General features: G+C 35.5%; 13 protein-coding genes. 7 read left to right on the top strand and 6 right to left on the bottom strand.

Annotated elements, in window-relative coordinates; translation table 11 throughout:
• Positions 1-279: 279 nt before the first annotated feature.
• Positions 280-1,665: a T9SS type A sorting domain-containing protein gene (locus tag K8344_RS05725; protein WP_237607793.1), complete on the bottom strand. Its 1,386-nt coding sequence runs from the start codon at positions 1,663-1,665 to the stop codon at positions 280-282.
• Positions 1,666-1,846: 181 nt separating this feature from the next.
• On the opposite strand from K8344_RS05725, the gene pyrH reads away from it, so the two are divergent.
• The 3 genes from pyrH (at position 1,847) to K8344_RS05710 (ending at position 4,626) form a co-directional block, all read left to right on the top strand.
• Positions 1,847-2,554, top strand: a complete 708-nt coding sequence (gene pyrH / locus K8344_RS05720; RefSeq protein ID WP_237607792.1) for a UMP kinase — start codon at positions 1,847-1,849, stop codon at positions 2,552-2,554.
• 143 nt (positions 2,555-2,697) lie between these two features.
• A complete protein-coding gene (frr, locus tag K8344_RS05715) occupies positions 2,698-3,252 on the top strand; it encodes a ribosome recycling factor (RefSeq protein ID WP_237607791.1) in 555 nt (184 codons plus the stop codon).
• 90 nt (positions 3,253-3,342) lie between these two features.
• On the top strand, positions 3,343-4,626 hold the full coding sequence (locus K8344_RS05710; protein ID WP_237607790.1) for a DUF5686 family protein: 1,284 nt from the start codon (positions 3,343-3,345) through the stop codon (positions 4,624-4,626).
• A gap of 31 nt (positions 4,627-4,657) precedes the next feature.
• Here the strand turns inward: K8344_RS05710 and K8344_RS05705 are convergent, their stop codons facing one another.
• Positions 4,658-4,990 (bottom strand): hypothetical protein, encoded by a 333-nt coding sequence (locus K8344_RS05705; protein WP_237607789.1) that lies wholly within the window; start codon positions 4,988-4,990, stop codon positions 4,658-4,660.
• Positions 4,991-5,171: 181 nt separating this feature from the next.
• Here K8344_RS05705 and K8344_RS05700 point away from each other — a divergent pair, with 181 nt between their 5' ends.
• The 4 genes from K8344_RS05700 (at position 5,172) to K8344_RS05685 (ending at position 11,272) form a co-directional block, all read left to right on the top strand.
• On the top strand, positions 5,172-7,577 hold the full coding sequence (locus tag K8344_RS05700) for an efflux RND transporter permease subunit (RefSeq protein ID WP_237607788.1): 2,406 nt from the start codon (positions 5,172-5,174) through the stop codon (positions 7,575-7,577).
• Between the two features lie 106 nt (positions 7,578-7,683).
• On the top strand, positions 7,684-9,126 hold the full coding sequence (asnS, locus tag K8344_RS05695) for an asparagine--tRNA ligase (protein ID WP_237607787.1): 1,443 nt from the start codon (positions 7,684-7,686) through the stop codon (positions 9,124-9,126).
• A gap of 89 nt (positions 9,127-9,215) precedes the next feature.
• Positions 9,216-10,667, top strand: a complete 1,452-nt coding sequence (rpoN, locus tag K8344_RS05690) for an RNA polymerase factor sigma-54 (RefSeq protein WP_237607786.1) — start codon at positions 9,216-9,218, stop codon at positions 10,665-10,667.
• Positions 10,667-11,272, top strand: coding sequence for a hypothetical protein (locus tag K8344_RS05685; RefSeq protein WP_237607785.1), 606 nt, complete (start codon positions 10,667-10,669; stop codon positions 11,270-11,272). Before rpoN ends, K8344_RS05685 begins: the two co-directional genes overlap by 1 nt.
• Here the strand turns inward: K8344_RS05685 and K8344_RS05680 are convergent.
• From K8344_RS05680 to K8344_RS05665, 4 genes are all read right to left on the bottom strand, one after another.
• On the bottom strand, positions 11,267-11,959 hold the full coding sequence (locus K8344_RS05680; protein WP_237607784.1) for a porin family protein: 693 nt from the start codon (positions 11,957-11,959) through the stop codon (positions 11,267-11,269). The genes K8344_RS05685 and K8344_RS05680 overlap by 6 nt on opposite strands.
• A gap of 90 nt (positions 11,960-12,049) precedes the next feature.
• The gene (locus tag K8344_RS05675; RefSeq protein ID WP_139856151.1) at positions 12,050-12,520 is read right to left on the bottom strand and encodes an ExbD/TolR family protein; all 471 of its coding nucleotides are present in this window, start codon (positions 12,518-12,520) and stop codon (positions 12,050-12,052) included.
• Between the two features lie 10 nt (positions 12,521-12,530).
• The gene (locus K8344_RS05670) at positions 12,531-13,160 is read right to left on the bottom strand and encodes an ExbD/TolR family protein (RefSeq protein WP_237607783.1); all 630 of its coding nucleotides are present in this window, start codon (positions 13,158-13,160) and stop codon (positions 12,531-12,533) included.
• Positions 13,160-13,585, bottom strand: a complete 426-nt coding sequence (locus K8344_RS05665) for a hypothetical protein (RefSeq protein WP_237607782.1) — start codon at positions 13,583-13,585, stop codon at positions 13,160-13,162. Before K8344_RS05665 ends, K8344_RS05670 begins: the two co-directional genes overlap by 1 nt.

Below are 13,585 nucleotides of genomic sequence, written 5' to 3'. Positions count from 1 at the left end.
TGGCTATGTTTAAAATCGTAATATATTTTGGTTTAGTTAATAGTATTTTAAATCATAGCTTCAATTGAGTTTTCAATTGATAATGAAGATAGCCACGGTGGGGCGTGGCTATTTTTATAAAAAATAATACCGAGATAAATTAAAGTAATTGTGGGGATAATTAATTTATAATTAGAAAACTAACTAACCGTGTTTTCATATTTCGGTACAAAGGAAAGTCGCTTTTGAGGAGGAGCGACTTTTTCTTATTTAAATAAACACAGAAAGCATAAATCAACTCTAAAGTTTACTTATTTTAAAAGTTTGCGACTTATCAGCCGAGTCAACTTTCACCAAATAGATCCCAATGTTAAATTTTGAAAAATCTATGGTAGTATTTTCCGACTGTGGAAGGTGTTTGAAAATTTCTCTCCCCGCTAAATCGTAAACCGAGATACTGCTTATTTCTTCTACACTCTGAACATTAATAAAATCTGATGTAGGATTTGGGAATATTAATACCTCATTTATCTCAGGTTTATTTACCAAAAGATTAGTGTTTATTCCAAAAATAGTTTCATACGTATTTCCCTTAAAGGTAACGGTTACATCGTAAACGCCATCTTCCCATGTGTTATCTGTAGGCCAAACCCAATAGGTGTAAGCCGCAAAATGATTAGGCCAATCGGAGACAAAATCGTAATCCCATAGTATAGTTCCGTTAGGCTTTTTCACTTGTATATTTGTTATATCGCCTGTTTGAATATCTCGATAAAACAGTTTAAAATAAATCGTTTCACCGGGTAAGAAATTGAGTTCTCCATAAGTATCTTCAATTTCTCCACACTCATCATCTAAAATTTCTGAATAATGAGTAGAAAGCGTTAGTATTTCGGGAACCATATAATCAGGTTGCTCGATCCACCAACTATCAGAATTTAAGTCATTACAAGGTCCGGCGTAGGGGTCTATAAGATCTCCGGCAGCATCGTGAACTTCAAAATGTAAATGTGGAATTGTGCTACTTCCCGAGCTTCCCGCCAAACCTAAATACTCACCACTTGCCACGGCATCACCAACATTTTTAGTTGTTGTACTTCCGTCTTTAAAATGCCAATACCAAGATTGTGACCCGTCGGAGTGTTCTAAAATAACGCCATTCCAATTCGGATTTCCATTGTTTACACAATTCTTATCAAAATGCCCATCCTTCTTCTGAATTATTATTCCAGGAGCAGCGGCAATTACTTCCATAACATCTTCATCCATTTTTTTCCATGGATATGGCCACACTACATAGTCTGTTCCGGCGTGATTTCCAGTTGCCCAATCATAAGTTCTTTCCCCGCAGTTATAATCTAATAATTGGCCTGCAGGAGCTATATTGTGATCTACCTGATTAAATAATGAATAATATCCATAATCTGTAAATCCCGACTTTGCTTTAAAAGGAAGTTCAAAAAGCGGATGTGTAGTTGTTCTATTCTGAAATATTTCTGGATTAACCTCAAGAATTGCTCGTTTATTAGTTTCAATTTCTTGTAAAATATTCTGCCTATGCGCATCGGGAATACACTCTATTTCTGAAATAGTTATAGGATTAAAATACGCCTGAGACGGGGTGCTGTTTTGAGCAAATACGATAGATGATACGCTCAATAAAAAATAAAAAATTAAGGTTTTCATAATGTGAGATTTTTAAGATTATTATGCCTGTTTACATTCCTATCGAAAAAAAATCAAGAAGTCATCATTTATAGACGGTTAACTTATAAGTGGTATTATATTTATTTTCAAATACTACTTTTAATAATTAGTTATCGTGCATCAATATTTTTCTTTATTTTTGCCGCAGTAAACCCACACTATGGACTACAAGAGAATATTATTAAAACTTTCAGGGGAAGCCTTGATGGGCGAACAACAATACGGGATAGACCCAGTTCGTCTTAAAGAATACGCTCAAGAAATTAAGCAAATAACCGATAAAGGCGTACAAGTAGCTATAGTTATTGGCGGCGGAAACATCTTTAGAGGCTTGGCAGGCGCTAGCAGCGGAATGGATCGAGTTCAAGGTGATCATATGGGAATGCTAGCCACTGTAATTAATGGCTTAGCATTACAGAGTGCTCTTGAAAATGAAGATATCCCAACCCGATTACAAAGTGCAATTAACATCAATGAGGTTGCAGAGCCTTTTATTCGTCGTAAAGCCATTAGGCATTTGGAAAAAGGTCGAGTTGTAATCTTTGGAGGAGGTACAGGAAACCCTTATTTCACTACTGATTCGGCTGCAGTTTTAAGAGCAATAGAAATTCAAGCAGATGTAATCTTAAAAGGAACTCGCGTAGATGGTATTTATACTAGCGATCCAGAGAAAGATAAACTTGCAGAGAAATTTGAATTTATCAGTTTTGAAGACGTGCTTCAAAAAGGATTAAAAGTAATGGACACTACTGCATTTACTTTAAGTCAAGAAAACGAATTACCAATTATTGTTTTCGATATGAATACCAAAGGAAACTTACTTAAAGTAGTTTCTGGTGAAAGTATTGGAACAAAAGTAAACTTATAACATTAACCCCCACTTTAAGAGGTTTTAATGATATAAAATAATATTGAGTTTTGAGTTTAAAATTCTTAATTTTGAACTATTCAAATTTCAAAAACAGAAACTATAAATAATAAATACGTTCGGATATCGAACTAAGTCGAGATATGGAAGACGAAATAGACTTTATAATTGATGGTACTAAAGAGGCAATGGCAAATGCGCTAAAGCATCTTGAAAAACAACTGGTGAATATTCGTGCAGGAAAAGCTTCCCCTTCAATGGTAGGAAGTGTAATGGTAGATTACTACGGTAGTCCAACTCCTTTAAGCCAAGTGGCAAATGTTAGCACTCCAGATGGAATGACAATTTCTATCCAACCTTGGGAAAAAAGCCTAATTCCTGAAATTGAACGTGGTATTCATTTAGCAAACCTCGGTTTTAATCCAATGAATAACGGAGAAAGCGTTATTATTAACGTACCACCACTAACCGAAGAACGCAGAAAAGATTTAGCCAAGCAGGCAAAAGCAGTTGCCGAAGAAGCAAAAATTGGAGTGCGTAACGACAGAAAAAATGCTAACAACGATTTAAAAAACTTAGATATCTCTGAAGACTTAAAAAAGAGTTTGGAAGATGATGTTCAAGAAATGACTGACACTCACATCAAAAAAATCGATGAAATTTTAGCGATAAAAGAAAAAGAAATTATGACAGTTTAATTTCCTTTTTCGTTAAACTATATACAATAAAGCGGCACCTGTGCCGCTTTTTTTTATTTTTACGACACAAATCAACTGCCTATTACACCTATGCGTAAGATATTATTTTTATTCTCCTTTTTAATTGGAGCCACTGCTATTGCGCAAGTAAACAATGAAACAAATAATGACTCTGTAACGGGAATAAAGAAAACTTTATTAGAATTTTCTAAAGAAAAAGGATATCCTCTAACGACCGGATATTTTCCTGTTGGTTTTTTCGATATTGATTTAAAAACACTCGTAAAGTATAACAATCACGAAGGATTACGTCTTGGTGTAGGAGGACTTACCAATGACAAGCTTTTTGAAAAGTATAGATTTGGCGGTTATGTTGCCTATGGATTTAAGGACGAGGAATTTAAATATAGCCTTGGTGGAAGCGCAAGAGTAAACAAAGACAAAAAAACCTGGATAAGCTTGTACTACACCGACGATATTAAAGAAATTGGTACTTATGATTTCTTAACCGATGCTAGGTTTTACTCGCTATTTGAACCAAGACTTTTAAATGTTATTGAGTTCTACGACTATAAAGAATGGCAAGCCAATATACAAAGTGAATTATCTCCAAGTATTTGGACCGAATTTAGAGTAGCTCATTCAGACGTTAATAATTTTGAAGACTACTATTTTATAGATGAAGGTAAGACATATAACCAATATAAATTGGCAGAAGCAATTCTATCTTTCCGAGTAAAATTAAAGACAGATACCATAGTTAACGACGACGGAAATAGAGTGCCAACCGATAGACTTCCAAAAATAAGTACACAAATCACAAAAGGATTTAAAGACGTGGCTGGCAGTGATTTTAATTACGCCAAATTTGGACTTAAACTCGATTATGAAATAAAACGCAAAAACCTCTCTTCTACTAGTTTCATACTACAAAGTGAAATTGCAACCGGAGATTTGCCTTTAACCCATTTATTTCACGCTTTTCCAAACCAACCTATTAAGGAAACAGTTTTTAAGCGATTTTCTGTGGCAGGTGTACAGAGTTTTGAAACGATGTATTTTGGTGAGTTTTTCTCCGATAAATTAGCGATGCTTCAAATGAAGCACACTTTTAGAAGGTTTAGATTAGCAGAAAAATGGAATCCTGAGTTGGTGTTAATCTCTCGTCACGCTATTGGAGATATGAAGGATACAGACCGTCATTTTGGTATCCCTTTCAACACCTTAGACCACCCCTATAACGAAGCTGGATTAGAACTCAATAAAATTGCACTTGGATTCGGACTTAGCTTTGCCTATAGATACGGCTATTATAGCCTACCAAATTTTGAAGACAACATATCATTTAAATTTACTTTTAATTTGAAGGTTTAGCAAAAAATCTAACTAGCTTAAAAATAAAGCTTTAACTTAGTTTTCTACCTATCAAAATGAGAGCTTTCCTAAATTGAGGGTCGTAAGTAGAAGAGGTTTTATAAGTCCATTCTCCACCATTCTTCAGTAATACTTTTAATATTTTAGGTTCGCTATTAGAAAACAGTTGAGCTGTATATGACATTTGGATGTATAGTTTTCTCCACCATGTTTTATTTGGGTTATAGTGAAAAATCTCTTTTATTTCAGAATATTTAAAAGATCTGTATTCCCAATGGTCAATCGCTTTGATTTCAAAATGCTTATCAAATATTTTAATCGATGGAAACCCCCTCTTTTTAAATATTAAAACTTCTTTTTGCATTTTAAAGCAATGGTTATTAGAAAAATACATATAGTCTATCACCTCATTCTCTTATAATCGTAAATTTAAACAAATTCTAAAACAATTTTTCTAAGGCATTAAGTTACTCCAAAATACCCTTAAAAATCAATCGCCTACTTATGGGGAATCCTTACCTTTGCGAAATCTTTAAAAAATTGCTTTGAACAAACTTTTTAGCATCGGATTTTGGAGTTGGGTTGCACGTTTTATCTTGCGCAACCGCACCTGGATTTTAATTGTAATTGCTGCAATTACAGTTCTTCTTGCACTCCAGTGGAAAAACATGCGCTTTACGTATACCGAAGCCAATCTACTGCCGGATGACCACCCAATAAACCTTGAGTACAATAAATTCCTTTCGCATTTTGGCGAAGAAGGAAACCTTATCGTGATGGGCGTAAAAGATTCGTCTATTTTCACACCTGAAAAATTTAAAGCGTGGAATAAGCTTTCCGAAGATATCGGAAAGTTTAATGAGGTTGAGTTCACACTTTCGGTAGGAAACCTTCAAAAACTTCAAAAGAGAACCGACACCACAGGCTTCGAACTCGTACCTTTTATAAAAGATTCACTCCTTACCAGTGAAAATTTGGCAGGGTATGAAGATGAGCTGTTCAACAAGCTTCCATTTTATGACGGCCTAATTTATAGCCCAGACAAACAGTCTATTCGCTCGGCTATTTATATGAAAAAAGACATCGTAAATACCGCAGCGAGAAAAGATTTTATAGTTGACGATTTAATTCCACTTATCAAAAAGTTTGAAGATGATACAGGCGTAAAGGTTTATACCTCTGGTATGCCCTACATCCGTACACTCAACTCACAAAGTATTATAGACGAAATCGGATTATTTATTGGGGCGGCACTATTTATAACCTCCCTGATATTTTTCTTCTTTTTCCGCTCTTGGCGCGCTACGTTTATTTCAATGTTTACCGTGATAATTGGAGTAATGTGGGCCTTTGGATTCTTAGGGTTACTGCAGTATGAAATTACTGTTCTTACAGCGCTAATACCTCCATTAATTATCGTAATTGGAATTCCAAACTGTATTTTTCTAATTAATAAATACCAACAGGAAATAAAACTTCACGGAAATCAAGCAAAATCGTTACAACGCGTAATTGCTAAAGTGGGGAATGCAACTTTAATGACCAACCTTACAACTGCCTCAGGTTTTGCGACTTTTATTTTGGTGAATAGTGAATTGCTTAGAGAATTTGGTATTGTAGCTTCCATCAATATAGTGGCTATCTTTCTATTGAGTTTATTCATTATTCCAATTATATACAGCTACATGGCGGTGCCTAAATACAAGCACCTAAAACACTTGAATAAAACGTGGATAAACAGTTTTGTGAATTGGATTGAGCGCATGGTAAAACAGCAACGCATTACCATTTACATTATGGCAGTGCTGCTTCTATGCGCAAGTATTATTGGCATTTATAATATCAAGATTTCTGGTAGTTTAATTGAAGACATGCCCAAAAACACTGGCTTCTTTGACGATATTCGTTTCTTTGAAAAGGAATACGAAGGTATTATGCCATTAGAGATAATGGTAGATACCAAAAAGAAAAAGGGAGTGATGAACCTTGCTACCTTAAAACGAATTGACAGGCTACAAGAGCATATTAAAGAAATTCCAGAATTTGCTAAACCAATTTCGGTAGTAGAATTGGTAAAATACTCTAAGCAAGCCTACTACAACGGAAATCCTGACTACTATCAACTTCCTAATAGTCAAGAGAGAAGTTTTATTCTTTCGCATGCAAAAAGCAGTAATACCGATACAAATATGCTTAGCAGCTACGTAGATAGCACAGGGCAGTTTGCACGTATCACAACGTTTATGAAGGATACCGAACCAGATAGATTCGACCGTATAGAAGAAGATCTAAATGCTGAAATCGTCAAAATTTTTCCTGAAGAAAGATACAACGTTACTGTTACTGGAAAAGCATTGGTCTTTCAAAAGGGAACTCACTTCCTGGTAAACAACCTTATCCTTTCCCTTTCACTTGCAATTTTCTTAATTGCATTATTTATGGCATGGATGTTTCGAAGCTTTAAAATGATTATTGTTTCGTTAATCCCTAACTTGCTTCCGCTAATTATAACCGCTGGAGTAATGGGGTTTGTAGGAGTTCCTATAAAACCATCTACTATTTTGGTGTTTAGTATTGCATTCGGGATTTCTGTAGATGATACTATACACTTCTTGGCAAAATACAGGCAGGAGCTAATTGCAAATAACTGGAAAATCAAGAAATCTGTATATGCCGCACTGCGCGAAACTACAGTAAGTATGTTTTATACATCTATAGTACTGTTTTTTGGGTTCTCAGTGTTTACAATATCTAGTTTTGGAGGCACAGTAGCTTTAGGAGCATTAGTTTCAATTACACTTCTTTTTGCTATGTTATCCAACTTATTATTACTACCTACGCTATTGCTTTCACTTGAAAAGAGCATTGCAAATAAGCAAACAATGAAAAAGCCTGCTATTGAAATTTTACCTGATGGAGAGGATGAAGAAAGTAATGTAAAATTAAAATAGCAAATTCAATTACACATTAAAGAAAACCTTATCAATTTGGAATTTGGTGCTTTTACTTTTATGGAATTTTATTTAAAAGTATCTTTGTTCCACTTAAAATATGACCATGCGATACAAAACTATTGATGAATTGCTGAATAGCGAAAAAACTCACATTGAAGTAACTGTAAAAGGTTGGGTTCGCTCCTTTAGAAGTAACAGATTTATAGCGCTAAATGACGGATCGACAATTAATACACTTCAATGCGTAGTGGATTTTGAAAATTTTGAAGATGAAGTTCTAAAAAAGGTAACTGTTGGTGCAGCAATTAAGGTTGTAGGAACACTTGTAGAAAGCCAAGGGAAAGGCCAGAAAGTAGAAGTTCAAGTGTCAAAACTTACTGTTTTAGGTGAAGCAAAACCTGAAGATGTAAAACTTACCATCCTTTCACCAAAAAGACATTCATTAGAAACGTTACGCGAGCAAGCACATTTGCGTATTAGAACCAATACTTTCGGGGCAGTAATGCGTACACGTTCAAAACTTGCATTTGCAGTACACGAATATTTTCAGAAAAACGGATTTAACTATATGCACTCACCTATTATTACAGGTAGTGATGCAGAAGGTGCAGGTGAAATGTTCCGCGTGTCGGCTTTAGATCCTAAAAATCCACCATTGGATGAAAATGGAAATATAGATTACAAGCAAGATTTTTTCGAAAAAGAAACAAATCTTACTGTTAGCGGGCAATTAGAAGCTGAAACTTACGCAATGGCACTTGGTAAAGTTTATACTTTTGGACCAACATTCCGTGCAGAAAATTCGAATACTAGCCGCCACTTAGCTGAGTTTTGGATGATAGAGCCAGAGGTTGCATTCAACGATTTGGATGCGAATATGGATTTAGCTGAAGACTTTATTAAATACGTAGTAAAATATGCTTTAGATAATTGTGCTGACGATCTTGAGTTCTTAGAAAATAGATTGCTAGAAGAAGAAAAGAGCAAACCGCAAAACGAGCGTAGCGAAATGAAACTTCGCGAAAAGCTTCACTTTATTTTAGACAACAATTTCAAACGTGTAAGTTATACCGAAGCAATAGATATTCTCAAAAATTCTAAACCAAACAAGAAAAAGAAATTTAAATATCTAATTGAGGAATGGGGTGCAGATTTACAGAGTGAACACGAGCGTTTCTTAGTTGAAAAACACTTTAAATGCCCAGTAATTCTTTTTGATTATCCTGCAAAAATTAAAGCTTTCTATATGCGTTTGAACGACGATGGAAAAACGGTTCGCGCGATGGATGTACTTTTCCCAGGAATTGGAGAAATTGTTGGCGGGTCTCAGCGTGAAGAACGCTTTGATGTATTGAAGGAGAAAATGGCCGCAATGGACATTGACGAAAAAGAACTATATTGGTACTTAGATTTACGTAAGTTTGGAACTGCTGTTCACAGTGGTTTTGGGCTTGGATTTGAGCGTTTGGTACAGTTTACAACAGGAATGGGGAACATTCGCGATGTAATCCCTTACCCAAGAACTCCAGGAAACGCAGAATTCTAATTATAATAACATAAGATTGTATTAAAACTAGCTACTTAATTATTTTAGTAGCTAGTTTTTTTTAACTTTATGATATAGTATTTATAACCATGTTAAAGCAACAATTAAATTTTAAACTATCCCAAAAATTATCTCCTCAACAAATACAGTTGATGAAGATGATTCAATTACCTACGCAAGCATTCGAACAACGAATTGCGCAGGAATTGGAAGAAAACCCAGCTCTTGAAGGTGGCAAAGAGGAAAGCGATGAGTTTGATGACGAATTCAGCAACGAAGAATACGACGAAGGCAACGAAGTAATCGAAACCGATATAAACGTTGACGATTATCTTAGTGATGACGAAGTGCCAAGCTATAAGCTTTCTGCAAACAATTACAGCGCAGACGATGAGGAGAAACAAATGCCTTATGCGGCCGGAACCTCATTTACGCAGCACCTAATGACGCAGCTTAACACCTATAGATTAAATAAAGAAGAAAAAGAAATAGCAATTTTCTTAGTTGGTAGTGTTGACGAAAGTGGGTACATCCGTCGTGATTTACAGGATATAGTAGACGACCTTGCTTTTACTCAGAATATATACACTACCGAAGATAAAGTAGAAAAAGTTCTGAAAATAGTTCAAGAATTAGACCCAGCAGGTGTTGCGGCTCGTGACCTACAAGAGTGCTTGTTGATTCAGTTAGAGCGTAAAGAACAAACCCCATCTATTGCATTAGCAATTGATATTATAGACGACTCTTTCGACCAATTCAGTAAAAAGCATTATAAGAAATTAATTCAGAAATTAAATATTACTGAAGACCAACTCCGTGAGGCAATTCACGATATTGAAGCGTTAAACCCAAAACCAGGAGGAACTTATTCTGGCAACAATAAAATAGTTGAACACGTAGTTCCCGATTTTACCATAAGAATTGTGGACGGAGAGCTAGATTTAACATTAAACGGTAGAAACGCACCCGAACTTCACGTTAGCCACGATTATAAAAATATGCTCAAGGGCTACAAGGAGTCCACGGAAAAATCGAAAGCACAGAAAGATGCTGTCATGTTTATTAAGCAAAAGCTAGACGCCGCAAAATGGTTTATAGACGCTATTAAACAACGCCAGCAAACGCTTTACATTACTATGAATGCAATTATGCATCATCAAAAAGAGTATTTCTTAAGTGGTGACGAACGAAAGCTTAAGCCGATGATCTTAAAAGATATTGCCGATAAGATCAATATGGACGTATCCACGGTGTCTCGAGTTGCTAATAGCAAGTATGTCGACACCCCTTACGGGACAAAGTTGATTAAGGAATTCTTCAGCGAATCGATGAAGAATGATCAAGGTGAAGATGTTTCCACAAGAGAGATTAAAAAAATACTTGAAATAACTATTTCCGAAGAAGATAAGCGCAAACCACTTACAGATGATAAGCTTGCTAAAATTTTATTGGAGAAGGGCTATCCAATTGCACGTCGTACCATTGCTAAATATCGCGAGCAATTGGACCTACCAGTAGCAAGACTTCGAAAAGAAATCTGATGAATTTATTTCTTAAAAGTGCCTCGTATATTTTCCACCCTCTTTTGATGCCACTATTGGGGGTTATATTATATTACAATGTTACCCCTAGGTATGTAGATGCAGAAATAATTCGAGCCGAACTTTTAGCTATAGCCATTATTACTGTTTTAATTCCCTTAGTAGTATTTTTCTTATTGAAAAACTTAGGAGCAGTTGAAACAATTTATTTAAGAAACGTAAAAGAGCGAAAATTCCCCTTAATGATTCAGTGCATACTGTTGTTGCTAATCGTTAAAATGGTTTTTGACATTTACGACGACCCCGAATTGTATTATTTTATAGTAGGTATCCTGTTTTCTACTTTTAGCGCTTTAATAATGGTGTTTTTTAAAGTTAAAATAAGTTTGCACCAAATGGGTGTAGCAGGTATCTTAATGTTTCTGGTAGGCATTAGCGCACATTTTAAAATCAACTTATTAGTCTCAATTAGTTTTTTTCTATTTGTAAATGGCTGGGTTGCTTCTTCTCGCTTAAATGCTAATGCTCACGATTATCGCGAATTAATTCTGGGACTTTTTATCGGAGTATTGCCTCAACTTATACTATTCAATTTTTGGTTATAGTATAAAAAATATTATACCCAATTTAAGAGAGCGGAATTCAAAAGGTTCACCATCAACAGTCTTAGCCTTATCGAAAAAAGGATTTATACCGTAGGCTGCAAAGAGGTTGAAATTACTAAAACCAGCACTCAGGGTGGCCGTTAATCTCAACGGGTTAAATTCGGGTATCTTAGTTTGGTTAACGTTATTTCCAGGCTGTTTAAACGTAGATTTATACCAAAAGGCATATCCTATTCTAAATCCGGGATAAACACGCCAGAACGCGTATTTTTCTGGCGTAGAAGTTCGCCATCTAAATTCAATAGGAACCTCAATTATACTAGTATTAAAGCGATTTCGTGAATAGTCTACATCCTCATCTAAAATCTTAAATATAGATTCATCCTTTAGCGATTCACCGATAAACAAATTTTGACCGTACTGATCTAATGCGATACCAAGGCCTACAGCTATTGCAATATTACGTTGCTTATTGATGGGCATATCTCTTAGAAAGCCAAAATGAATTCCCCCTGTCAATCCTCTTGTAGACACCTCTGAAGGAAGATTTAACGGCACATTATAGGTAACCCCCAAGTAGAATTGATCCTCTCTATAAACTGAATCTACCACAGGACGTGGCAATGTATCTTGCGCCAAGGCAGCAAGTCCAGTAAGAATAAAAAGGAATGTGAGTACTTTATTCATATCGATAAAGATAAACGTATTTTAAGAATCTTGGAAACAAAAAAACGCCTCATTATCATGAGACGTTTTTATTTATATTTATTGTTATGCTTAGTCTAACTCATTACCTGGAGTAGTGATATAGATAATTTTAAGCATATTAAGATCACGCAATTCCTGCTTAATGTCTGTTACCATACCTGTATTAGTTTCCTCATCTACTTTTAGGGCAACCATTACTTTATCCTGAAGTTCAGGACGAAGTTTTTGACGTGCTTCAGTAAGTGCGAATTTAATGTTAGATATATCTGTATACTTATCGCCTATTTGAATTTTCGCTTCAGTACCAAAACTCTCTTGGTAACGTGCTGAAGGCTTTCCAGCATAAATATACACCGATCTATCTTTCTTCAATTTCTCAACTTGGTCTGCTTTAGGTAATTTATTTTGAACCAATAAATTATCATCACGCAGTACGGTTACTACCATAAAGAAGAATAGAAGCATAAATACAATATCCGGTAAAGATGCTGTACTTACAGGCGGTAATTCATTACTTTTTTTCTTTCTAAACTTTGACATAGTTGTAATATTATGATCCAGATTTTTTAGGTTCAGCTTCTGACAGCTTCTGAGGGAATAGCTTTTGAATTGTTTGCAATTTTTCTTGCAATTGTTCTTTTGCTACTTCACCTTTAATCTTTCCTTCATTTAGATTTTTGGTCATTTCGGTAAACTTCCAGCCATAAAGCCTTTGTGATTCCCGATCTCTTAAATAGTTGTATGCTGCCACCAATTCATTTTGAACAGCGATATACATTTTATAAGAAGTAAGCCTATCGTTCTGAACAGAAATTACTGCTTTATCAGGGTTATCTGATGATTCTGGATTACGACTTCCTTTACAATAGTCACAGTATTCTGGACTTCCAGCAGGTGCTCCACCATTATCCAAGAATTCAATTGCTGCTTGACGCAAGTCTTTAAGATCCATTAGGTTTTGTTCAACTAGCAATTGATCCTCACGGTTAACGTTAACGATAAAGAGGTTCTTTTCTTTAATCTTTACTTGTTCATCCGTTGGCGGTTCTTTAGGCGGCAACTGTCTTCCAATCCCACTATCCTTCTCGATGGTAGTAGTTACCAAGAAAAAGATAAGCAATAGGAAAGCGATGTCTGCCATCGACCCAGCATTTACTTCCGGTGTTGCTCTTCTTGCCATTATTTTGCTAGTTTTTTGATTCCGCTAAATACCATTGCTGCAATAGCTAAAACTCCTAAGATGTAAAAGGTATATAAACCTGTACCCACCCATTTTGAGCCACTTGCAGAAAGCATATCGCCTTCACGCATTGCCATTGGATTGCCTTCAGCTAAAACATAAGAGATTACTACAATAAGTAAGAATGCTCCTACTGATAGTAATGTTTTCTTAACATCTCCGGCAAAAATACCTTTAAGAACGAAGAAGAGAACAAATACTAAGATTAAAGCGAAAGTGATATAGGCCACATACAAGAAGCCATCTACTCCTGCGCCAGTTTCAGCGACTGCAGTATCACCTTTTGAGATGATCATTGCAAGAAAAATAATTCCCGCAACGCTTAAAAGCAATGCTACAATTTTTAATATTTTATGTAATGCCAT

This window comes from Aequorivita xiaoshiensis (assembly GCF_022008395.1).
GTDB lineage: Bacteria > Bacteroidota > Bacteroidia > Flavobacteriales > Flavobacteriaceae > Aequorivita > Aequorivita xiaoshiensis.
Note: the sequence above shows the minus strand (reverse complement) of the source record. Positions and strands in the feature narration are given on the sequence as shown.